The organism is Arthrobacter sp. UYEF20 (assembly GCF_040546335.1).
In the GTDB taxonomy this organism is placed as follows: domain Bacteria; phylum Actinomycetota; class Actinomycetes; order Actinomycetales; family Micrococcaceae; genus Arthrobacter.
Window position 1 is genome coordinate 78,925 of record NZ_JBEPNP010000012.1, and the last position, 22,464, is coordinate 101,388.

General features: G+C 67.4%; 20 protein-coding genes. 12 read left to right on the forward strand and 8 right to left on the reverse strand.

Translation table 11 applies throughout. From position 1 onward, the window contains the following. Window positions 1-249: 249 nt before the first annotated feature. Window positions 250-1,710, forward strand: coding sequence for an amino acid permease (locus tag ABIB26_RS14435; protein WP_354244324.1), 1,461 nt, complete (start codon window positions 250-252; stop codon window positions 1,708-1,710). 474 nt (window positions 1,711-2,184) lie between these two features. Here the strand turns inward: ABIB26_RS14435 and ABIB26_RS14440 are convergent, their stop codons facing one another. Continuing rightward, complete coding sequence (locus tag ABIB26_RS14440; protein ID WP_354244327.1) at window positions 2,185-2,361, reverse strand: CsbD family protein; 177 nt, start codon at window positions 2,359-2,361, stop codon at window positions 2,185-2,187. 123 nt (window positions 2,362-2,484) lie between these two features. On the opposite strand from ABIB26_RS14440, the gene ABIB26_RS14445 reads away from it, so the two are divergent. From ABIB26_RS14445 to ABIB26_RS14470, 6 genes are all read left to right on the forward strand, one after another. Beyond that, on the forward strand, window positions 2,485-2,994 hold the full coding sequence (locus tag ABIB26_RS14445; RefSeq protein ID WP_354244330.1) for an SRPBCC family protein: 510 nt from the start codon (window positions 2,485-2,487) through the stop codon (window positions 2,992-2,994). After that, window positions 2,994-3,683: a pentapeptide repeat-containing protein gene (locus ABIB26_RS14450; protein WP_354244333.1), complete on the forward strand. Its 690-nt coding sequence runs from the start codon at window positions 2,994-2,996 to the stop codon at window positions 3,681-3,683. Before ABIB26_RS14445 ends, ABIB26_RS14450 begins: the two co-directional genes overlap by 1 nt. Window positions 3,684-3,865: 182 nt before the next feature. Continuing rightward, window positions 3,866-5,095, forward strand: coding sequence for a thiolase family protein (locus ABIB26_RS14455; protein ID WP_354244337.1), 1,230 nt, complete (start codon window positions 3,866-3,868; stop codon window positions 5,093-5,095). Then, window positions 5,095-5,964 (forward strand): enoyl-CoA hydratase/isomerase family protein, encoded by an 870-nt coding sequence (locus tag ABIB26_RS14460; protein ID WP_354244340.1) that lies wholly within the window; start codon window positions 5,095-5,097, stop codon window positions 5,962-5,964. Before ABIB26_RS14455 ends, ABIB26_RS14460 begins: the two co-directional genes overlap by 1 nt. Before the next feature lie 101 nt (window positions 5,965-6,065). After that, window positions 6,066-6,875 (forward strand): 3-hydroxyacyl-CoA dehydrogenase family protein, encoded by an 810-nt coding sequence (locus ABIB26_RS14465; protein ID WP_502913681.1) that lies wholly within the window; start codon window positions 6,066-6,068, stop codon window positions 6,873-6,875. A 26-nt stretch (window positions 6,876-6,901) separates the two neighbouring features. Then, window positions 6,902-7,525: a GNAT family N-acetyltransferase gene (locus ABIB26_RS14470; protein ID WP_354244346.1), complete on the forward strand. Its 624-nt coding sequence runs from the start codon at window positions 6,902-6,904 to the stop codon at window positions 7,523-7,525. Here the strand turns inward: ABIB26_RS14470 and ABIB26_RS14475 are convergent. After that, window positions 7,522-8,361, reverse strand: coding sequence for an SGNH/GDSL hydrolase family protein (locus ABIB26_RS14475; RefSeq protein ID WP_354244349.1), 840 nt, complete (start codon window positions 8,359-8,361; stop codon window positions 7,522-7,524). The genes ABIB26_RS14470 and ABIB26_RS14475 overlap by 4 nt on opposite strands. Before the next feature lie 261 nt (window positions 8,362-8,622). Between ABIB26_RS14475 and ABIB26_RS14480 the strand changes: the two genes are divergently transcribed. Continuing rightward, window positions 8,623-9,315 carry a tyrosine-protein phosphatase gene (locus ABIB26_RS14480; protein ID WP_502913675.1) on the forward strand — a complete coding sequence of 231 codons (693 nt, stop codon included), beginning with the start codon at window positions 8,623-8,625 and terminating at the stop codon, window positions 9,313-9,315. 9 nt (window positions 9,316-9,324) lie between these two features. Next, window positions 9,325-11,700: a trypsin-like serine protease gene (locus tag ABIB26_RS14485; RefSeq protein ID WP_354244352.1), complete on the forward strand. Its 2,376-nt coding sequence runs from the start codon at window positions 9,325-9,327 to the stop codon at window positions 11,698-11,700. A gap of 9 nt (window positions 11,701-11,709) precedes the next feature. On the opposite strand, the gene ABIB26_RS14490 is transcribed toward ABIB26_RS14485, so the two are convergent. Further along, the gene (locus ABIB26_RS14490) at window positions 11,710-12,918 is read right to left on the reverse strand and encodes a globin domain-containing protein (RefSeq protein WP_354244355.1); all 1,209 of its coding nucleotides are present in this window, start codon (window positions 12,916-12,918) and stop codon (window positions 11,710-11,712) included. A gap of 254 nt (window positions 12,919-13,172) precedes the next feature. After that, on the reverse strand, window positions 13,173-13,589 hold the full coding sequence (locus ABIB26_RS14495; RefSeq protein WP_354244358.1) for a PaaI family thioesterase: 417 nt from the start codon (window positions 13,587-13,589) through the stop codon (window positions 13,173-13,175). A gap of 157 nt (window positions 13,590-13,746) precedes the next feature. Here ABIB26_RS14495 and paaZ point away from each other — a divergent pair, with 157 nt between their 5' ends. Then, complete coding sequence (paaZ, locus tag ABIB26_RS14500; RefSeq protein ID WP_354244361.1) at window positions 13,747-15,858, forward strand: phenylacetic acid degradation bifunctional protein PaaZ; 2,112 nt, start codon at window positions 13,747-13,749, stop codon at window positions 15,856-15,858. A 208-nt stretch (window positions 15,859-16,066) separates the two neighbouring features. Next, complete coding sequence (locus ABIB26_RS14505) at window positions 16,067-16,474, forward strand: VOC family protein (protein WP_354244364.1); 408 nt, start codon at window positions 16,067-16,069, stop codon at window positions 16,472-16,474. Between the two features lie 153 nt (window positions 16,475-16,627). Here the strand turns inward: ABIB26_RS14505 and ABIB26_RS14510 are convergent, their stop codons facing one another. The 4 genes from ABIB26_RS14510 to ABIB26_RS14525 form a co-directional block, all read right to left on the reverse strand. Beyond that, window positions 16,628-17,482 carry a DUF427 domain-containing protein gene (locus tag ABIB26_RS14510; RefSeq protein WP_354244367.1) on the reverse strand — a complete coding sequence of 285 codons (855 nt, stop codon included), beginning with the start codon at window positions 17,480-17,482 and terminating at the stop codon, window positions 16,628-16,630. Between the two features lie 122 nt (window positions 17,483-17,604). Continuing rightward, window positions 17,605-18,210 carry a TetR/AcrR family transcriptional regulator gene (locus tag ABIB26_RS14515; RefSeq protein ID WP_354244370.1) on the reverse strand — a complete coding sequence of 202 codons (606 nt, stop codon included), beginning with the start codon at window positions 18,208-18,210 and terminating at the stop codon, window positions 17,605-17,607. A gap of 43 nt (window positions 18,211-18,253) precedes the next feature. Further along, complete coding sequence (paaK, locus tag ABIB26_RS14520; RefSeq protein ID WP_354244373.1) at window positions 18,254-19,582, reverse strand: phenylacetate--CoA ligase PaaK; 1,329 nt, start codon at window positions 19,580-19,582, stop codon at window positions 18,254-18,256. Window positions 19,583-19,598: 16 nt separating this feature from the next. Further along, window positions 19,599-20,141 carry a hotdog fold thioesterase gene (locus ABIB26_RS14525; protein WP_354244376.1) on the reverse strand — a complete coding sequence of 181 codons (543 nt, stop codon included), beginning with the start codon at window positions 20,139-20,141 and terminating at the stop codon, window positions 19,599-19,601. Window positions 20,142-20,326: 185 nt separating this feature from the next. On the opposite strand from ABIB26_RS14525, the gene pta reads away from it, so the two are divergent. After that, on the forward strand, window positions 20,327-22,459 hold the full coding sequence (pta, locus tag ABIB26_RS14530) for a phosphate acetyltransferase (RefSeq protein ID WP_354244378.1): 2,133 nt from the start codon (window positions 20,327-20,329) through the stop codon (window positions 22,457-22,459). Window positions 22,460-22,464 lie beyond the last annotated feature (5 nt).

Genomic DNA, 22,464 nt, shown 5'->3' on the forward strand with positions numbered 1-22,464 from the left:
GGGATATTCGGGGCCAAGATAGAATATTATTCGGCCATTCGGCCGATTAGGCGTCATTAGTTAGGGATAGCACCCGTCTGGTGTTGCCCGCGTCACGGCCAGGCCCTGAATTCTAGTACGATGGATGAGCCGCGCAAAGCTTTGACCTTGTGAGGTTCGGTACACATTCCTGCCCCACCGGGGCAAAACCCGAATGTACCCGAATCCACGGTCCTGTCCCGGCAACACCCCGACCTACAAGGAACCGCTGTGCCATCACTTACCCCCACAGAACTCAAGAGCGCGCCGGAGCAATCCACCGCCGTCGACTCGACCCTCAGCGCCGAGGGCTACAAGAAGACCCTGAGCGGCCGCCACGTCACCATGATTTCCATGGGCGGCGCCATCGGCGTCGGCCTCTTCATGGGGGCCGGCGGACGCCTGGCCTCGACGGGCCCCGCGCTGATCTTCTCCTACGCCATTGCCGGCCTCATCGCGTACCTGCTGATGCGTGCCCTGGGCGAGCTCATCATGTACCGCCAGACCTCGGGCTCCTTCGTCAGCTACGCGGGCGAAATGTTCGGCAAGAAGGGCGCCTTCATTTCCGGCTGGATGTACTTCATCAACTGGGGCATGACCGGGATCGCGGAACTGATCGCAATCGGCCTGTACTTCCAGTTCTTCTTCCCCAACGTGCCGGTCGAAGCGTCCGCCATTGCCGCGCTCGCGCTGCTCGTCGCCGTGAACCTGCTCAGCGTCAAGGCGTTCGGCGAGTTTGAATTCTGGGCGTCCTGCCTCAAGGTCGGCGCCATCCTGATCTTCCTCACCGTCGGCACCTTCATGGTGGTCACGAACGCCCAGGTGGGCAACGGCCACGCCTCCGTGGCGAACCTGTTCCACGACGAGGGCGGCATGTTCCCAAAGGGTGCACTCGTGATGGTCCTCGTCCTGAACGCCGTCATCTTCGCCTACAACGGCATCGAACTGGTCGGCATCACCGCTGGCGAGATGCAGAATCCCAAGCGTGAAGTGCCCAAGGCGATCCGCGCCGTCGTCCTCCGCATCGTGGTGTTCTACGTCGGTTCCGTCCTGCTGCTGGCCATGCTGCTGCCGTCGGACCAGTACAAGGCCGGCGTGTCGCCGTTCGTCACCGTGTTCGGCCAGATGGGCCTCGGCTGGGTGGGCGACGTGATGAACATGATCGTCATCACCGCCGCGCTCTCCTCCTGCAACTCCGGCCTCTATTCGATCGGCCGCGTCTTCCGCACCATGGCCAACAACGGCCACGCCCCGCAGTGGCTCACGAAGATGTCCTCACGCCACGTGCCGTACATGGCGATCCTCGCCATCGCCGCGTTCTACCTCGTGGGCATCATGCTCAACATCTGGCTGGGCGGCTCGCACGCCTTCGACCTCGCGCTCAACACGGCCTCCATCGGCGTCATCTTCACCTGGGGCGCCATCTTCGCCAGCCAGATCGCGCTGCGCCACCAGAAGGGCCGCGTCTCCAGCCTGCCGATGCCGGGTTCGCCGTGGAGCAGCTGGGCCGGCCTGATCGCACTGCTGGCCATCACCGTACTGATCGGCTTCGACACGATGACTAGCAAGTCCGGCGAGGTGTTCCACCTGGGCCTGTGGACGCTGGCCACCGTCCCGTTCTTCGCCCTGCTGCTGTGGTTGGGCTGGCAGAAGGTCAAGAACAACGAGCCCAAGAGCGAGCTCTTCAGCTAGCTCCGAAAAACTGGGCAGACACGACGACGGCGGCGGGCCTCCGGTGAGGGGGCCCGCCGCCGTTCGCTTAAGCCGTCGCCGCGGTGAGTGAGCACCCATGGGCCGGAGCCGCCGCCGCGTCTTGCCCCAAGGGCCGTGGTCGCGCCAACGCCGCATCCAACTGACGGAGATGGCCGCCATCCGGGTGGGATAGCGGCCATCTGTGGCGAATCGCGGCCTTGGAGGCAGTGCGGGTCACTGGGGCACCCCCAGACGCCTTGGATGCGCCGGGTTCACACCGAAGTGACGGAGATGGCCGCTATCCGGGTGGGGTAGCGGCCATCTGTGGCGAATCGCCGGCTCCGAATCGCCGGCCCGGAACGCCGGCCCGGAACGCCGGCCCGGAACGCGCACCCGGAGACAGCAACCGCCCGGGCACAAAAAGCGGCGTCGGATATCCCCCAAAGGAATATCCGCCGCCGCATTCTTTGAGGATTAATCCTTCTTGACGGCGTCCTTGACGTTTTCGCCGACCTTCTTCGCGTCGGCGACCACCTGGTCCTTCTGGCCCTCGGCGCGCAACTGGTCGTTGTCAGTGGCATTTCCAGTGGCTTCCTTGGCCTTGCCGCCGAGGTGCTCTGCTTCGTTCTGAATCTTGTCTCCGATACCCATGGCGCGAACCACCTTTCGTTTCCGGTTGAAATTCAACGGTGTTTCACCATAACACAAAGCATGCTTACTAATTCAAGGGTTTCAAGGGTTTCAATGGGCGATCTTCCCGCTAGGCTCGAAGCCATGGACCACAAAACCAGCCTTACCCAGCACATCAATGCCCCCGCGGACAAGGTGTGGGCGGTCATTTCGGACATCCCTGGATCGGCCGCAACACTGTCCAGCGTTGATTCGATCCAGATGCTCACCGAAGGGCCCTACGCCGAAGGCACCCGCTGGAAGGAAACCCGCACCATGATGGGGCGCGCGGAAACAGTGGAGATGTGGGTGTCCCAAAGCGAGCCTCCCTCGCACCGCACTGGCGGGAGTGCTGGCGACAGTGCCGCCGGGACTGCTGCCGGCAGCACCACGGTCAAGGCGCTGCAGGGCGGTGCCGACTACACCACCTGTTTCGTGCTGGTCGATCGTGACGGCGGAACGGACCTCACCCTGACGTTCGGCGCCGAGGTGGTCCAGCCGACGCGGCTCAGCAAGGTCATGATGGCCGTCTTCGGCGCGATCGGAATGCGCATCACCCGCAAGGCCCTCGCCAAGGACCTGGCGGAAATCGCGGCCAAGGCCGAGTCGCTCTGATGGCGGCTGCTGCCAGGGCATCCGGCACCGCCGCCAAGGCGCCCAAGGTCACGGCCCCGCGGCTCACGCCGGTCCGGCTGGAAGAGCTGCGGGACGACCCCTCCCCGGACTTCCAGCGCGGGGAGCGGTACGACGGCGTCCGGTACAGCCGTGCGGTCGCCGACGGGCTGGAACTGAGCGGAACGGACTTCGCCGAGTGCGAGTTTTCCGGCGTCTCCTTCAACGAGACGCAACTGCGGGGTGCCACGTTCCGCGACTGCATCGTGGCGGAGCTGTACGCCCCGGTGTTTACGGCGGCCAGGAGCAGCCTGCGCGACGTCGAGATAGGCAACCCCCGCTGGGGTTCCGCCGAACTCTATGAAAGCAACTGGCAGTCGGTGCGGATCGACGGCGGCAAATTCGATTACCTGAACCTGCGCGGCTCCAAACTGACCGACGTGCAGATCAGTGACTGCATCATCAACGAACTGGACCTCGGGTCCGCCACGGCAACCCGGGTGGCGCTCAAGAACTGCACCATCGGCACCCTCGACGTGAGCGGTGCGAAGCTCAAGGACTTCGACCTCCGCGGCACGGACTTCCGCATCCTCAGCGGGCTGGGCAGTCTCGCCGGCCTCGTGATCGACGACTACCAGCTCACCCTGCTGGCCCCGCTGCTGGCCAGCCACCTCGGCGTCGTCGTCGCGTAACCCTGCGGGGCTTTGGTTGACCCTCTTGCCCCGCCGTGTAATCTTTATAGAACGAACGGTCGGTAAATTAGGGCGTTTGCTCGGTCGACGCTGATTGCCGCCGCCGACAGTTCGTCTTGATGACAGATTTTCGATGACAGGTTTTCGGTGACGGAGACGTTTATCGCGTGAAGGGTGTACCCATGGCATCAGCAGTTGCAGGACCGCAGGCATTTCTCGTAGGCGGTGCCCGGACTCCCGTCGGCCGTTACGGCGGCGCCCTTTCCGCCGTCCGCCCCGATGACCTGGCCGCCCTGGTGGTCCGCGAAGCTGTGGCCCGTGCCGGCGTCGACCCGGACAGCATCGACGAGGTGATCCTCGGCAACGCCAACGGCGCCGGCGAGGAAAACCGCAACGTGGCCCGGATGGCCACCATCCTGGCCGGCCTGCCCCTGCACATTTCCGGCATCACGGTAAACCGGCTCTGCGCCTCGGGCCTGAGCGCCATCATCATGGCCAGCCAGATGATCAGGTCCGGCGCCGCGGACATCGTGATCGCCGGCGGCGTCGAATCCATGAGCCGGGCGCCCTGGGTCCAGGAGAAGCCCCGGACCGCCTTCGCGAAGCCGGGCGAAATCTTCGACACCTCCATCGGCTGGCGCTTCGTCAACCCGCTGTTCAAGAAGGGCGGCCTCTCCCGGGACGGCAAAATGACGTTCTCCATGCCGGAAACGGCCGAGGAAGTGGGCCGCGTGGACGGCATCTCCCGGGAGGACGCCGACGCGTTCGCCGTCCGCTCCCACGAACGCTCCCTCGCCGCCATCGCCGCGGGCCGCTTCGCCGCGGAAATCGTCCCCGTGACCGTCAAGTCCCGCAAGGGCGAGACCGTCGTCGACACCGACGAAGGCCCCCGCGCCGGCACCACCATGGACGTGCTCGCCGGTCTCCGCCCCGTCGTTGCCGGTGGCTCGATCGTCACCGCAGGCAACTCCTCCACCCTCAACGACGGCGCCTCCGCCATCATCGTGGCCTCCGAAGCGGCGATCAAGAAGCTCGGCCTGACGCCGCGGGCCCGCATCGTGGACGGCGCCTCCGCCGGCTGCGAGCCCGAGATCATGGGCATCGGCCCCGTCCCCGCCACGCAGAAGGTGCTGGCCCGGACCGGGCTCAGCGTCGGTGACCTCGGCGCCGTCGAACTCAATGAGGCGTTCGCCACCCAGTCGCTCGCCAGCATGCGCCGGCTCGGCCTGGACCCGGAGATTGTGAACCGCGACGGCGGCGCCATCTCCCTGGGGCACCCGCTGGGTTCGTCCGGCTCGCGGCTCGCCATCACCCTGCTCGGCCGGATGGAACGCGAGGACGCCAGGATCGGCCTCGCCACGATGTGCATCGGCGTCGGCCAGGGCACCGCGATGCTGCTGGAGCGTGTCTAGTGGCGGCCGCCCGCACGGGGCTCCGCCCGGACGACTTCAGCACGCTAAAGATCGAGGAGCGCGAGGACCGGCTGGTTGTGCTGCTCAACCGCCCCGAGGTCCGCAACGCCATCGACCAGCAGATGGTCGACGAGCTCCACCTGGTCTGCGCGCACCTCGAGCAGACTCCCAAGGTGCTCATCATCGCCGGCACGGAGGGCGTCTTTGCGTCCGGGGCGGACATCGGACAGCTGCGCGGGCGCCGGCGGGACGACGCGCTGCAGGGCATCAACTCCACCATTTTCGTGCGGATCGCCAAGCTCCCGCTGCCCGTCATCGCGGCCCTGGACGGCTTCTGCCTGGGCGGCGGGGCCGAACTGGCCTATGCCGCGGACTTCCGGATCGGCACGCCCGGCGTGCGGATCGGGAACCCGGAGACGGGACTGGGCATCCTTGCCGCGGCCGGTGCCAGCTGGCGGCTCAAGGAGCTCGTGGGGGAGGCCGTGGCCAAGGAGATCCTGCTCGCCGGCGTTGTGCTGCGCGCCGAGCGCGCCCTCGCCGTCAACCTCATCACCGAGATCCATGAGGCCCCGGAGCTGATGGACGCAGCCCACGCCCTCGCCGACAGGATCGCCCGGCAGGATCCCCTGGCGGCGCGGATCACCAAGTCCGTGTTCCACGCCCCGGCCGATTCGCACCCCCTGATCGACCAGTTGGCCCAGGGCATCCTCTTCGAGTCCCAGGCCAAGTTCGACCGGATGCAGGCTTTCCTGGATAAGAAGTCGGCCAAGAAGTCCGATATGACGTCCGGCGCGAAGCCCTCCACGACGTCGGACATGAAGCCCTCCACGAAGCCCTCCACGACGTCAGGCCGGAAGAAGCAGACATGAGCAGCCCCGCACTCCCCGCGAACCCTCCCGCGGACCTCCCCGCCAGTAACCTCCCCGACAGCAATTTTCCCCAGTTCGTGGGGGTTCTCGGCGGCGGACGCATGGGGGCCGGCATCGCCCACGCCTTCCTGATCAACGGGGCCAACGTCCTCGTGGTCGAGCGCGACGAGGAATCGGCCGAGGCTGCCCGCGAGCGGGTGGAATCGGCGGCGGCCAAGAGCATCGAGCGCGGCGCCACGGACGGCAACCTGGACGAGATGGTCTCCCGGCTCTCCGTGACGGTGGACTTCGACGACTTCAAGGACCGCCAGCTGGTCATCGAGGCCGTGCCCGAAGACTGGGACCTCAAAGTTTCCGCGCTGCGCGGGATCGAGGAGCGTCTCGCCGCTGACGCGTACCTCGCCTCCAACACCTCGTCCCTCTCCGTCAACGGCCTGGCCCGCGAGCTGAAGCGGCCGCAGAGCTTCCTCGGCCTGCATTTCTTCAACCCGGTGCCCGCGTCAACCCTGATCGAGGTCGTCCTCGGGGAGCACACCTCCGAGCCGCTGGCCCAGGCCGCGCGCGGCTGGGTCGAGGCACTCGGCAAGACCGCCGTCGTCGTCAATGACGCGCCGGGCTTCGCGTCCTCACGGCTTGGCGTCGCGATCGCCCTGGAGGCGATGCGCATGGTGGAAGAGGGGGTGGCCTCGGCAGAGGACATCGACAACGCCATGGTGCTCGGTTACAAGCACCCCACCGGCCCGCTGCGCACCACCGACATCGTGGGACTGGACGTACGGCTCGGCATCGCCGAGTACCTTGCCTCGACCTTGGGCGAGCGGTTTGCGCCGCCGCAGATCCTGCGTGACAAGGTGGCGCGCGGCGAACTGGGCCGCAAGAGCGGCAAGGGCTTCTTCGACTGGACCGACTGATCATCACGGGCCTCTAGGATGGTTCCGTGACTTCCCCGAACGGATCCGTCCTTGAACCGATCACCCTCACCGGCCGGCACGTGGTCCTCGAACCGCTGAGCCAGGACCACCACGACGGCCTCGTCGATGCGGCCCGGGACGGCGAACTGTGGCACCTCTGGTACACCAGCGTGCCCGCCCCGGACGGGATGGCGGCGGAGATCAGCCGGCGCCTGGCTCTCCAGGACGCCGGCTCCATGCTGCCCTTCACCACGCGGCTGATTGACCCCGCCACCGGCGGACCCGGCAAGGTGATCGGGATGACCAGCTACATGAACATCGACGCCGCCACGCCCCGGGCGGAGATCGGCTCCACCTGGAACGCGGCGTCCGTGCACGGCAGCGGCAGCAACCCGGATTCCAAGCTGCTGCTGCTGCGGCACGCCTTCGAAACGCTGGGCTGCCCCGCCGTCGAGTTCCGGACCCACTGGCTCAACCACCAGTCCCGGGAGGCCATCGCACGGCTGGGCGCCAAACAGGACGGTGTGCTGCGCAGCCACACCCGCTCGGCCGACGGAGCGCTGCGGGACACCGTGGTGTTCTCCATCCTGGAACACGAATGGCCGATGGTCCGGAACGCCCTCGAATCCAGGCTGGCCAAGCAGCGCTAGCGTGCTGAATAGGCTCCGGCGTCGCTCAGTGCTGTGTAGTACGCCTGGTAGCCCTTGGCGTTCGGGTGGAAGCTATCGGGGCTGCCCGGGATGGCGCCGTTGATCCACGGGCGTTCAGAGTTGATGCCGTGGCCGGCGAAAGCGGCCCGGACGTCGACATACTGCACCTGGTTGTCCTCGGTATCGGTGGCCCCGGCGGCTAGGGCGATGGACCGGTTCAGGCCGTCAGCCAAGGCAGTGGCCCGGTAGATGAACGGGGTCATCGGATCGGCCGGATCGAGGTTGAGCGGGTCGAAGAGGTATGGGTAGCCGGTCACCACAATCTTGGCGTTCGGCGCGGCCGCCTGCACGCTCTGGATCATCGCGGCAACGTCACCGGCCAGCTGTCCGCTGACGAGCAGGGCCGTCGCCGTAGCGCTGGCTTGGGCGCACGCCGCAGCAAAGGCGGGATCTGCAGAGCCGCAGTTGGTGACGATATCCCCAAACCCGAGGTTGTTGCCGCCAGCAGTGATGGTGACAAGCTCGGTGCTCTTGTTCAGCTTCTTCAGCTGGGTCTTCAGGACGTCCTGGGTCGTCTTGCCGCTGCAGGCCGCGTTCGTGACCAGCTTGATGGATTTGGCGTCATCAGCGAGTTCCGAATACGTGTTCTCACTGCGGAAACAATCGTCGAGGTACGGACCCGCCCCCTGCCCGGCGGCGTAGGAGTCTCCGAGCGCAATGTAATTGATCTTCTCCGCGGCTTCCGCTGGGACCGCCGCCAATCCCATGGTCATCGCCACGGTGGCCAGACCGGCAGCCAGAGCCGTTCGCCGGCGTCGAAGATTCAAGATTCCCATGGTGTTCCCCTCAGTAGCACGTAGGTTCAGCGCCCCGTGCCGCGAGGTGGTGTCAGTCCCGGCGGCAGGCGAACCGAAAAGAGCCCGGCGGCCACCGGGTTCACCGCCACCTTACGCGGGCGTCTGCACCCCACACCATGCCAATAGTCCCGTTGTGGAGATCTTTCGTGAATCCTGCCCGTGGATCGGCGCCGGTGCGTGTGCTTAGCTTTCATGATGACGATTCCTGCCGCTCCCGGAGGCCAAGCCAAAGGGATGATCGTGTCCGGAACAGTGGGCTGGGACGGGGCCGTCAACGCCTGGCACATTGGCGGCGTCGTCTTCCGGATGGGGCGCCGGGAATGGCTCACCGAGGCGGGCTGGCAGCAGGCCTACGAATCAGGCATCCGGACGGTCATTGACCTGCGGAACGAGGACGAGAGGACGCGCCGGGAGACAGATCCCCTGGTGGGTGCCGCGGCGCTCGCGGCGTTCGACGTCGTGCTGGCTCCCACGGAAGACCCTGACAACAGCGAATTCCGGCGGCTCTGCGGTCCGTACCTGAACAATCCCGCCTCGTACGCCGACAACGCCCGGATCTTCCCCGAGAAGCTGGTCAGGGTCTTCCAGGCGATTGCGGCGGCGCACGGCGGCGTCGTGATCCACTGCTCGGCCGGGCGGGACCGCAGCGGGATGATCGCCGCCATGCTCCAGGACCTCGCCGGAGACAGCGAGGAAGCAATTGTGCGGGGCTATCAGCGCTCGATGCGGGGGATCAATGAGCACCACCGGCGGTCGGCAACGCCTCATCCACACGAGCGGTACCTGCCCGAAGAGTTGCTGGGGCCGCTGCTCGAAGTGCGTGGTGAAAGCCTGTTGCAGTTCGTCCGCGCCCTGAAGGTGGAGGAGTTCCTGCGCGGCAAAGGTGTGACGGACCGGGAGGTCGCGGCCATCCTGGCCAAAATGGGCAGATAAGGTAGCCGAGTGAAGACTCCGAAGATTCAGCTGGTACTGCGGGCAGTGTCAGCTGCCGCCCTCGCCCTCACCGGCTCGTTCTACGCCATACCGGCGCTCGCCGACGCCGCAGCGGAACCCGCGACGACGGCGTCCGCCCCCAGCGTGCCGGCGCCGTCCCCCAGCGTGCCGGCCAGCGCGCCGGGCCCCAGCGCGCCGGGCCCCAGCGTGCCGGCCAGCGCGCCGTCCAGCGCGCCGGGCCCGAGCGATGCCGGACTCGCGCAGGCCGTCCGGCGGGATCTCGGCATGACGCTTGGCGAATTCAATGCCGCAGGCGAACAGGCCAGGCGCGCTGCCGACGCATTGCCCACCTTGCGGACGCTCCCCGGCTACGTGTCGACCAGGCTGAGCAAGGGCAGCATCGTGGTTGAAGGCGCCGGCGCCGAGCTGCAGTCCCGGGTGGACGAGCTAAACCATGCCGGTCCGGCACACTTCGTCCTGGTGGCCCCCGCGGCCGTCCCGGTATCGACCCCGGCACCTTCGGAAACGCCGGCACCTTCGGAAGGCCCGGCACCTTCGGAAACGCGAGCGGCCGGGGCGGTGGCGCCCGTGGTTGCTACAGCCGAAGAGCTGGTGGCGTCGAGCACCGAGCAGCTTTTCCAGGCTTTTGTCCGCGAAGTCGGGACCGCCGGGTTGCAGGCCGTTGCCTACACGGACGGCCGCTTCGTCATCCGTACCGGGGGAGCGAACGCGGCCGAAGCCGGTACGCCGGCCGGAGCGATCCTGGCCGGCGTACCCGGCCAGGCTGCACCGACCGGCACGGCACCGGGCAAGGTCTCGCCGGCCGCCTTCGTCGCCCGTTACGCGAATGTTGCCCTGGAACAAGGCTCACCCATTGCCACGGAGGAGGACGTGTTCGGCGGGCAGGGGTACGTCACCGAGCGGAACGCCACCTGTTCTGCGGGCTTCGGAGGGTTCAGTCCTGCCGGCAAGCCGGTGGTGCTGACGGCGGGTCACTGCGCTGAAGACGGCAGGGCCAAGACTGCTGGCGTCGAGCCCCGGAGCTCGGCACCTGCGTCCGGGACGACGGCGCCGCCGGCTCCCCCCTACCCGGCGCTCGGCACCTTCGGTTTCAGCCAGTTCGGCGGTGCCCAGAGCTCGTGGATCACCGGGGATGAGAACAAGCCGGGCAACGTCGGGACCGACATCGCCGTCATTGAGTCCCTCCGGAAGGGCCTCCATGTCCAGCCGGCCGCGACGGTCTGGGCTCCCGGCGCCGCCGTCGACCCGGGCCCCACGGCTGTCAAGATCATCGGAACGGTCGCTCCTTTCCAGGGCCAGCAGGTGTGCCGCTCCGGACGGACCACCGGTTGGTCCTGCGGCACGGTGCAGGAGCTTGGCATCTACGTCGTCGGCGGCACCACCCCTGATCCCGCCGACCTGCGGGCCTTCCGGGGCTTCCTGTCCAAGGACGTCCAGTCCAGCGGCGGAGACTCGGGCGGACCCTGGATCAGCGGCAACTTTGCGGTCGGGACCCACTCCGCTGGAGAGGGTGCCGGAGCCACCGAGAACTTCGCCATTGCCACGACGCTGGAGGACTCTCTCTCCCACATTCCCGGCGGCGTGCAGCTCCAGGTGTTCCTCAACAAGCCTGAGCTGGTGGCGCCGTCGGGCCAGACGGTCACGGCCGGGCATCCCATCACCGGCCGGGTCCCGGCGGCCCCGGCGTCGGCCGTTGCCGCCAACTCGAAAGTGCGCATCACCGCGGGCAAGAAAACGGTCGAGGTGCCGGTCGACGCTGCCGGCAACTGGGCTTACCCGGCCCCCGAGACCACCGGCCCGCTGACACTCACTGCCGAGACGGTGAACGGATTCAGCCGCTCGGGCACAGCTTCCCTGGCCGTCACGGTCACAGGCCTGGACGCACCGGTGATCACCACCCCGGCCGAAGGGGCGGCACTGAAATCCGTCACCCGCATCGACGGCACCGGAACCCCCGGGCTGACAGTGAAACTCAACGGCGACCTCAACGGCTCAGCAGTGGTCGCGTCGGACGGCCTTTGGACCATCCGCGTCGATGAACCCGCACCGGGCCGATACTCCATCCACGCCGTCCAAACCTCTCGCGGCGGGGCGGATAGCCCCTCCATCACCCGGAACTTCGCCGTTGACGCGCCAGCAGTTGTCGCGGCGGCGCCCGCTGCCCCGACTGTTGAACCGGCGGCGCCCGGGAACGCGGCCGCCCAGCCCAGCCCCGTCCTTCCGGCAGGCGCCGGCCAACTGGCGGACACCGGCGCCGGTTCGCTCCTGACGACGGCGGGGCTCGCTGGCGGCGCGATCCTCTTGGGCAGCGTCCTGCTCGCCGGTGTTAGGCTGACAGCGGCTCGGCGCCGCGCGGCCCGCTGACTGGGGCCGCTACTGGAAGTCGGCCAGCCAGAGGTCCGGGCCGAACACCTCGTACTGGATGTCTTTTGCCGGGACGCCGCCGGCCACCAGCGCGCTCCGGACGGACTTCAGGAATGGCAGGGGACCGCAAAGGTAGTACTCGGCGTCGTCGGGGAGATCCACCGCTCCAACGTCCATAAAGCCTGAGAACTCGGACCCGGACGCAGTCCCGCCCACCGTGGGATTAAGGAACCACGTCTTCAACGTCCCGTCCGGCAAGGCGGCCAGATCCTCCCTGACCTGTCCCCGGAGCGGGAAGGATGCCTCGCTGTCATCCGCGTGGAGCAGCACCACCTGGCGCGGGGAGCCGGACTTGACGACGTGGGAGAGCATGCCGGCCATCGGGGTGATCCCGATCCCGGCGCTGGCCAGGACCAGGGGCCGGTCCGTGTACTCCAGCACCACATCGCCGAAGGGTGCTGAGAGCACCACCTCGTCGCCCACCTGGACCTCGCTGTGCAGCAGATTGGACATCTCGCCGTCGGGAGTCTCAAGTCCGTGGACCCGCTTCACCGCGAACTGGCGGTGCTGCCCGTCGTCGGCCTTCGTGAGGCTGTATTGCCGGGGCTGGTGCACGCCGTCGTGCATGCGCATCTTGATCGTGACGTATTGCCCGGGCAGGGACGGCTTGACCTCGCGTTCATCAGTCCGCTCGACTACGAACCTGACCACGTCGTCCGTCTCCTGGATCCGCTCGGCCACCCGCCAGGTCCGCCAGATCGTGTCGGGGCTGAGGTGCACTGCGTTGTACAGGCCCCGTTCCTTGTTGATGAGCATGTTCGCCATCAGCCAATAGACCTCGTCCCACGCTGCGGCAACATCGGGCGTCACGGCATCCCCGAGCACATCCACGATCGCCCACATCAAGTGGTCATGGACAATCTGGTACTGGTCCGGGCTCAACCCCAGCGAGACGTGCTTGTGGGCGACGCGGGGCAGGAGATGGTCCGGCACCTGGTCCACGTTGTCCACGAGCAGTCCGGCGAACGCCGCGATGGAACCCGCGAGTGCCTGCTGCTGGCGGCCGTCGGCCTGATTCCCCCGGTTGAAGAGTCCATCCAGCAAATCCGGCCGCGCCTCGAACATGTGTTTGTAGAAGCGCTTGGCGATCTCCTCGATGTGCTCGCCCACGACGGGCAGCGTTGCCTTGATGACGGGAAGTGAGCTGTCTGAGAGCATGGTGGATCCCTTCCGTGCGACCGGTAATACCCAGCGGTGCCGGGCGAATCAGCACTTCCACGCTAACAGTCCCGGCCTGGGGTCGTCCGGGTCCATCGGCCCTACATCACTCGGCGGGACCGGCGTAGGCGAGCCCGGCCTGAGGCCGCCGGAACCTGCCGGAACCTGACGCTCAGCTCGCCGAAAGCTTGCGGGGTCGCCGTACGGCTACGGCGAGCCCGCAGCTTTTGGGCGACCCCGGTGGCTTCGCCCTGTCAGGCCTTGCGGTCCAGCAGCAGGTTGGTGATCCGCAGGGTGCACAGCCGCTGGCCGGCCTCGTTGGTGAGCACTACCTCGTGGGTGGTCACGGTCCCGCCGAGATGGATGGGGGTGGCCGTGATCGTGATGAGCCCCTCGCGGGCCGACCTGTGGTGGGTCGCCGAGACGTCCACGCCCACGGCGGTCTTCCCGAGCGTGCTCGCGTGAATGACGGCTGCCCAGGAGCCCACCGCCTCGCCGACGGCCAGCGAGGCGCCGCCGTGCAGCAGCCCGAAGGACTGCCGGTTGCCTTCCACCGGCATGGTCGCGACGACGCGCTCGACGGATTCCTCGACTATTTTCACGCCCATTTTCTCGTCGAGTTCCCCGAGGGTGATCTTCCACAGCTCGGTGTTCCGCGGCTCGGGCGTCATGGCGTCTCCTCTGTGGCCGGGTGGTTCAGGCCGGTCTGTGCTGCCGCAGCTAGTGTGCGGCAGGCCTCGTTCATGTACTGTAGACATATTACCGAACGGACGGTCAGTAATGCACTGGCCGTGTTGATCTTGCCCCCGTTGGAAGGACCCGTCAACGATGACCACCACCGCAACTGCTCCGGAATCCACAGTAGACACTGTGGGGATCGTTCCCAGTTTCATCCAGGATTCCTGGTGGACCCCCGACGCCGGCTCCGCAGCCGGTGCAGCCTCTGTCCTCGATGCCAGCACGGGTGAACTCCTCGCCAAGGTGAGCACCGAAGGACTCGACCTTGCCGCCGTCGTGGACTACGGACGCAGCACCGGGCAGGCGGAACTTGGCAAGCTGACTTTCCACCAGCGCGCGCTCAAGCTCAAGGAGCTGGCGCAGTACCTCAACGGCCGCCGCGACGAGTTCTACGCGCTCTCGGCACAGACCGGCGCCACCAAGATCGACTCGATGATCGACATCGACGGCGGCATCGGCGTGCTCTTCACCTTCGGTTCCAAGGGCCGGCGGGAGCTGCCCAACTCCCAAGTGGTGGTGGACGGCCCGATGGAAGTGCTCTCCAAGGACGGATCCTTCGCCGGCGAGCACATTTACACCCGAATCCCCGGCGTGGCCGCGCAGATCAACGCCTTCAACTTCCCGGTCTGGGGCATGCTCGAGAAGCTCGCCCCCGCGTTCATCGCCGGCGTGCCGACCATCGTCAAGCCGGCCACCCCCACCGGCTACGTGGCCGCGGCAGTGGTGAAGGCGATCGACGAATCCGGCATCCTGCCCAAGGGCTCGCTGCAGCTGATCTCCGGCTCTGTCCGCACCCTGCTGGACCACCTCGACTACCGCGACCTCGTGGCCTTCACCGGCTCCGCGTCCACCGCCAACACGCTGAAGTCCCACCCCAATGTGGTCAAGGGCGGCGTCCGCTTCACCTCGGAAACCGATTCGCTGAACGCCGCGATCCTGGGCCCGGACGCGGTCAAGGGCACGCCGGAATTCGATGCCTTCATCAAGTCCCTCGTCACCGAGATGACCGCCAAGGCCGGGCAGAAGTGCACCTCGATCCGCCGCGCGATCGTGCCGCAGGAAATCGTGTCCGACGTCGTTGCGGCCGTGGGGGACCGGATCCGGGAACGCGTGGTGCTGGGTGACCCCCGCGCCGAGGGCGTCACCATGGGTGCCCTGGCCTCCCGCGAGCAGCTCGCCGATGTCCGCGCCGCCGTCCAGACCATGCTCGACGCCGGCGGCGAACTGGCGTACGGCACCCTCGATTCGCCGAAGGTCACCAGCGCAGACGGGACCGTCGGCGTCGTCGAGGACGGCGCATTCATGTCCCCGGTGCTGCTGAGCTGGGCCGATCCGGAAGCCGACGAGGTCCACTCCCTTGAGGCGTTCGGACCGGTATCCTCGGTGATCGGCTACTCGGACCTGGCCGACGCCGTCCGCCTCGCCGCCCGCGGCGGCGGCTCGCTCGTCGCCTCGGTCTGCACCAACGACCCCGAGGTCGCCCGCGAACTCGTGGCCGGCATTGCCGCCCACCACGGCCGCGTGCTGATGCTCAACCGCGAGGACGCCCGCAGCTCCACCGGGCACGGCTCGCCGGTCCCGCAGCTGGTCCACGGCGGTCCCGGCCGGGCCGGCGGCGGCGAGGAGCTCGGCGGCATCCGCTCGGTCATGCACCACATGCAGCGCACCGCCATCCAGGGCTCGCCGAACATGCTGACCGCCGTCACCGGCGTCTGGCACACCGGCTCCGACCGCAACTTCACCCTGGACACCGAAGGCCTGCACCCGTTCCGGAAATCCCTGGGGACCCTGCACATCGGCGACGCCATCCGCTCCGGGCTGCGCGAGGTGAGCCTGGACGAGATCACGAAGTTCGCCAACTCCACCGGCGACACCTTCTACGCCCACACCAACCAGGAGGCCGCCGCGGCCAACCCGTTCTTCCCGGGCATCGTGGCGCACGGCTACCTGCTGCTGGCCTGGGGCGCCGGACTCTTCGTGGAACCCGCGCCGGGCCCCGTCCTGGCCAACTACGGCCTGGAGAACCTGCGCTTCATCACCCCCGTCGCCGCGGGCGACTCCATCCGGGTGACCCTGACGGCCAAGAAGATCACCCCGCGCGAGACCGACGAGTACGGCGAGGTGGCCTGGGATGCCGTCCTGACTAACCAGGACGACGAGATCGTGGCAAGCTACGACGTCCTCACCCTGGTGGCGAAATAACCCCTCCGACGCTCCCTCACGTCCTGCAGTTCCGGTGCGGATCCTCCCTCATCCCCTGAGGGAGCGTCGGTTGTTGGGCTGCCGGAGGTGAGGGAGCGTTGGTTGTTGGGCTGCCGGACGTGAGGGAGCGTCGGTTGGTGGGCGCGTATATTGGCAGGCTCTTTCCGCCCGGCACCGGCGTAAAATTTTCAACGTAGGAGGTGGCGAAATGACCCTAGTACTGAACAAAGCCACAACAGTCCTGCCAGTCGACGATGCAGAACGCGCCCGGCATTTCTATGCCGACACGCTGGGTCTCCCGCACCGTGGAGTGGCGGACGACGGAAGTGAACTATTCGGCAGCGACGGCGGCCCGATGCTGCAGCTCATGCCTGTCAGGGACGGAATGCATTCCGAGCACACGACCCTGAGTTTCGAGGTCGACGGGATCGAGAAGACGGTCCAGGAGATGGAATCGAAGGGAGTCCAGTTCCAGGACTACGACCTCCCGGATCTCAAGACCGAGAACCACATTTGTACAACGGATTCGGAGAAGTGCGCCTGGTTCATGGACTCGGAGCACAACATCCTCTGCGTTCACGAGAACATCACCTCGCAGGCTGACTACCAGCTCTGACGTGGAGTACTGAACGCCCCGCACCGGCGGACAGAAAAGGCGTCCCGGCTCCCCGGGGCGCTTTTTCTGTGCTCCAGGGTTGGACGCCGGCCGGGCGGGGGAACATTGACACGGACACGCCGGTATTCGTCGGCGAAACGCGTGCCGCGGCCGTCAAAGTGCCCCCGGACCGCTCGGGCGGGACCAGGGCGTCACGGGCCGGGTCTGCAGCACTCCGTCCACCGTCAGGTCCACGCGCTCGTTATAAAAACTCACCAGGCCGTGGATCTGTGCCGCGTCACGGAAGCGCCGGTCGTAACTCCACGCGATGTTGCTGCCGCTCTCGGAGCCGGGGAAGGTCCAATAGCGGGCCTCCCCCTTGTACGGGCAGACCGTCCTCTCGTGGCTTTCCTCCATCAGATCCAGCCGCACATCCGCCGGGGGGATGTAATACCGGACCGGGAGCATCGTCTCGTACAGCAGTTGCGCGCCGTTCGTGCTGGCGAGCGTCACGCCGTCGAGCGATACCTCCACGTCCAGGGACGACGCGCGGATATCCACGCGGTGGAACGGGTCGCGGGGATGGCCGATGATCTCCTCGTCATCCTCCAGCCATTCGAAGGCGCCGAAATCCAGGACCACGTAGCCGGCCAGATCCGGGTCCTCGGGCCGGAAAGCGGCTCCAGGAGCCGTCGCCGCTGCCGTCACGACGTCGAACTGTTCCCCGGGGGTTGTATGCCTGCCGAAGCCCGTGCGTGGGTCCAGCAACCGTGGCGCGTCCACGGAGAGTTTGACGCCGAACTCGGGGGAATCGGTTCCCGGGCCGCCCGGCGTCGCGAGTTCCGCCAGGAGTTCCGGCTCCGGCACTGCAAAGATGGGGGTGATGCGCCGCGGTTCCCAGATCAGGTAGGCGTGCAGGGTGTCGACGACGGTGTGCCCTGCGAGCCTCGCGCGGATCCGCTTGGCGGTGGGTTGGTAGCGCAGCTGGGGAAAGACGCCAACGATGACGTCGGATAGTTTCGTGGCCATACGCCCAGCGTGGCCTCGGAGCCCCGAAGCGTCAAGCTTCCCGAACCCCGGCGTTCCTTCAATTGCCGGCGCCCCGGAGGTCAGGAGCCCCGGCGCCCCGGGCGCCCCCGGCGCCCCGGAGATCAGCGGGGGACGTGCAGGCCGTGGAACGCCATGGTGATGACGTCGTCGGCCAGCTTTTCCGGGGACAGCGAGCCGCCGGGCTTGTACCATTCGACGATCGAGTTGATGGTGCCGAACAGCAGGCGCGTGACGGTGCGGGGATCGATGTCCTGGCGGAGCAAGCCCTGGTCCCGGGCCTCGGAAATCAGCGCGGCGACCTTGTGGTCGAAGGTACGGCGCCGTTCCAGCGCGTTTCGCTCGATCTCCGTGTTTCCGCGCAGGCGCAGCAGCAGCGTCACGAAGGGCAGCCGCTCCACCAGCACGGAGACGGTCTGGCGGACCACAAACTCCAGCCGGGCATCGGCGGAACCGGACGTGGCCGCGGGCTGGTCGAGGATTGATTCAAGGCCGCCCAGGGCATGGTCCAGCGCCAGCTTCAGCAGCTCGCCCTTGGACGGCACGTGGTGGTAGATCGCGGACTTGGAGATGCCCAGATTCTCGGCGAGGATTCCCATGGAGGTGGCGTCGTAGCCATGGCGGTTGAAGACCTCGACGGCGATCACCAGCACCGACTGCTGGTCATAACCGGGACGGCCGCGCTTGGTGGTGGTTGCTGTGCTGGGCATACTCGCTAGTTTCTCACGGTAGGTCGGCCGGACGGGAAAGGCGTCAGGCCTTGGGGCGCAGGTCGTAGATCCGGCGGAGCTTGCCGTTGGACCGCTCCAAGGATCCCGGTTCGACGACGTCGACGGTGCAGGAGGACCCCACATGGATCTTGATCTGCTGCTGCAGGGTGCGGGCCGCCGTCGTGCTTCCCTCGAGGGTGACGGATTCGCGCCGTTCGATTTTCACCGTGAGTTGGTCCATGCGCTGGCCCTCGGGGCGCGTGAGTTCGAGCTGGAAGTGCGGGCTCAGCTCCGGGATGCGCAGCGCGATTTCCTCGATCTGCGAGGGGAACAGGTTCACGCCGCGCAGGATGATCATGTCGTCGCTGCGGCCGGTGATGCGGCCCATGCGGCGGTGCGCCGGGCGCGCGGTGCCCGGCAGCAGGCGGGTGAGGTCCTTGGTGCGGTACCGGATGATCGGCAGCGCTTCCTTGGTGAGCGAGGTGAAGACGAGCTCGCCCGGTTGGCCGTCGCCGAGGACTGTGGTGGGGTCGAAGGCGTCGATGATTTCGGGGCGGAAGTGGTCCTCCCAGATGTGGCAGCCGTCCTGGGTTTCCACGGCTTCGCCGGCCACGCCGGGGCCCATGACCTCGGAGAGGCCGTAGATGTCGCAGGCCTTGATGTTCATGGTCACTTCGAGCTCGTGCCGCATTTCCTCGGTCCATGGCTCGGCGCCCAGAACGGCGTATTTGAGTGAGGTGGAGGCCGGGTCGATACCCTGCTTGATCATGGCGTCGGCGATGGTCAGCAGGTAGGTGGGGGTGGCCAGGATCGCGTCCGGCTTGAAGTCCTGGATGAGGGTGATCTGGCGCTCGGTCTGGCCGCCGGAGATGGGGATGACGGTGCAGCCCAGGGCCTCGGCGCCGGCGTGGGCGCCCATGCCGCCGGTGAACAGGCCGTAGCCGTAGGCGTTGTGGACCTTCATCCCCGGACGGACGCCGGAGGCGCGCAGCGAGCGTGCCACGAGTTTGGCCCAGTCGGCGAGGTCCTTCTTGGTGTAGCCAACCACCGTGGCGCGGCCGGTGGTGCCGGAGCTGGCGTGGATCCGGGCCACCTCGTGCTGGGGCACGGCGAACATGCCGAAGGGGTACTCCAGGCGGAGGTCTTCCTTGGTGGTGAAGGGGAACTTGGCCAGGTCGGAGAGCTCGCGGAGGTCCGTGGGGTGGACGCCGGCCTCGTCGAACTTGCGCTTGTAGAGCGCAACGCGGTCATAGGCGTAGGCCACGGTGTGCTGCAGGCGGCCGAGCTGGAGCGCCTCGAGCTCGTCGCGGGAGATGGTTTCTTCGCGGTCCAGGACGGCATCACTGGTGGCGGCGACGGTTTCTTGGGTCATCTGGGTTTCCCTGTTTCTATTTCTTGGAGATGGTGCGGCTGCGGCCGCGGAACTCGGCGATGAGTTCCCACGAAGGGGCATCGGTGGCGGTGTCGGTGGGGAGTTCCCCAGGGCGCGTGGCCGGGAGGGCCGCGCCGGCAGGGGATGCCGCCGTCGGGGTGGCGCCGGGGTCTGCGGCGTAGATCTGGACGTCGTACAGGCCGCTGCGCCCGGTGCTGGCGCGGCGGTTGGCGACGGCGGTCAGTACCTGTCCGCGGAAGGCCGGCTGCAGGAAGTTGATGTCGACGCCGGCGGCAACGGTGATGGTGTCTGTGTTGATCCCGGCTTCGCCGGGCTGCGGGTTGGCCGGGTTGCAGGCCAGCGCGAAGGCGGTGTCGCCGAAGGCGAAGATCATTCCGCCGTGGGCCATGCCGAAGCCGTTGAGCATTTCCTGCCGGAGCGTCATCCGGACCGTGGCATGTCCGTCGTCCAGCGCCACAACTTCGATGCCCATCCACTCCGAGGCGTAGTCGTCTTTCAGGATGGGGTGCGTGCCACCGGAAACCGTCAGTTCAGCCATGCGTCATTGCCTCCAGCTTTATTTACCGAATGTTCATTAGGTAATCCCATGTGGGGGCCCGCTGTCAAGGACGGGCGCGGGATTAGGCTGCTGCCGGATACCGCAATCCAGGCCGGACGCAGGCTTGTCGGCAAGAGAAGTAGGCTGGGAGCGGAGCAGCACCACTTCACAGCAAAGGGCGGGCCATGGCCAAGGGAATCTACGTCAGCGCGACCACCCCGGGTTCCGGCAAGTCGCTGATAGCCCTGGGCCTGGCGGACACCCTGCACCGGCATGCCGACCGGATCGGCTTCTTCAAACCCGTGGTCCACGGCCCTGACGCTGCTTCGGACCCGATGGTGGCGCTGATGAAGGCCCGCTTCGACCTCGACGACGACCGCTGCCGCGGCGGGCTGACGTACGCCGCAGTCCGCGGACTGCTCGCCGAAGGAAAGCGCGAGGAGATCGACTCCCGCTGCGTGGAAATTTTTTCCGAGATGGGCCGGCACTGCGACGTCGTGATCGTCGAGGGGACCGATCTGACCGGTCAGGACGCCGCTGTCGAGTTCGACCTCAACGCGAGGCTCGCGAACAACCTCGCCGCCCCGGTGGTCGCCGTCGTCGGGGCGAAGGGGCGCACCGTCGCGGAGGCCGCCGACGCCGTCGAGGTGGCCCGCAAGGAACTCCTCGCCGCGCGGTGCTCGCTCCTGGCCATCATGGTCAACCGCGCCGCCCCGGCGGACTTTGAGGCCATTGCCGCCGCGGTCCGCCCCGGAGCCTCCGGCAGGCCGGTCTACGTTTTCCCGGAGCTGGAGGACATCGCGCGCCCCACCACGGGCGAGGTGGCCTCCGCCCTGGGGATCGGCCAGGTGGCCGGGCTGCCGGACCTGGAACGCGATGTGCACTCCATCAAGGTGGCCGCCATGAGCGTGGCCAACTTCCTGCACGAGCTCGACGACGGCGCGCTGGTGATCGTGCCCGGCGACCGGGCGGACGTGCTGGTTGCCTGCCTCGCATCCTCGTTTTCGCCGGAGTTCCCCGTGCCCTCCGCGCTGATCCTCACCGGCGGCCTGGCCCCGGACCCCAACATCTACTCGCTGCTGGCGCAGGCCCCGTTCCCGGTGTTTGCCGCCCCGGACGATACGTATGTTACGGCCAAGCGGGTCTCCGAGGTGCGCAGCGAGATCTGGTCCGGGCACCGCCGCAAGGTGGCCTCCGCCCTGGGCCTGTGGTCCAGGCGCGTAGACGAGGCCGAACTCATCGAACGGCTGCACCTGCCGCGGCCGGAACGGATGACGCCGCTGCGCTTCCTGCACGAGCTGATCCAACGGGCCCGCTCGCAGCGCCGGCACATCGTCCTGCCCGAAGGCACGGACGTCCGGATCCTGCGCGCGGCCGAAATCCTGCACCGCCGCGACGTCTGCGAGCTGACAGTACTGGGCCGCGAGTCCGAGGTCCGCGAGATCGCCTCCACCCACGGCATCGACCTGACCGGCATCAACATCATTGACCCGGCCGGCTCGGAGCTCCGCCAGGGCTTCGCGCAGAAGTACGCGCAGCTGCGTGCGCACAAGGGCGTGGACCTGGCCCGGGCGTTGGAAGCCATGCTGGACGGCAGCTATTTCGGCACCATGATGGTCCAACTGGGGGTGGTGGACGGCATGGTGTCCGGTGCCGCCCACACCACGGCCCGCACCATCCGTCCGGCGCTGGAGTTCGTCAAAACCCGCGACGGCGTCAAGATCGTCTCCTCCGTGTTCCTGATGCTGATGCCGGACCGGGTGCTGGTGTACGGCGACTGCGCCGTGAACCCGGAACCAAACGCCGAGCAGCTGGCGGACATCGCCCTGGCCTCGGCCGAGACGGCCGCGCAGTTCGGCGTGGAGCCGCGGGTGGCCATGCTGTCCTACTCCACCGGCGTTTCCGGGACCGGCGGGGCCGTCGACAAGGTCCGGTCCGCCACCGAGCTCGTCCGCGCCCGGCGCCCGGACCTCCCGGTGGAGGGACCCATCCAGTACGACGCCGCCGTGGACGCCGCCATCGCCGAGTCCAAGATGCCGGGCTCCTCGGTGGCCGGGCAGGCGACCGTCTTCATCTTCCCGGACCTGAACACCGGCAACAACACCTACAAGGCGGTCCAGCAGACCTCCGGTGCGGTCGCCGTCGGGCCCGTGCTGCAGGGGCTGCGCAAACCGGTGAACGACCTGTCCCGCGGCTGCACGGTGGAGGACATCGTCAATACGGTGGCCATCACCGCGATCCAGGCCCAATCCGTGGACGGGCAGTCCGTCCAGTCCGTGCCGTCCCTCGAAGCCCAGTCCCTCGAAGCCCAGGCGTAGGAGTC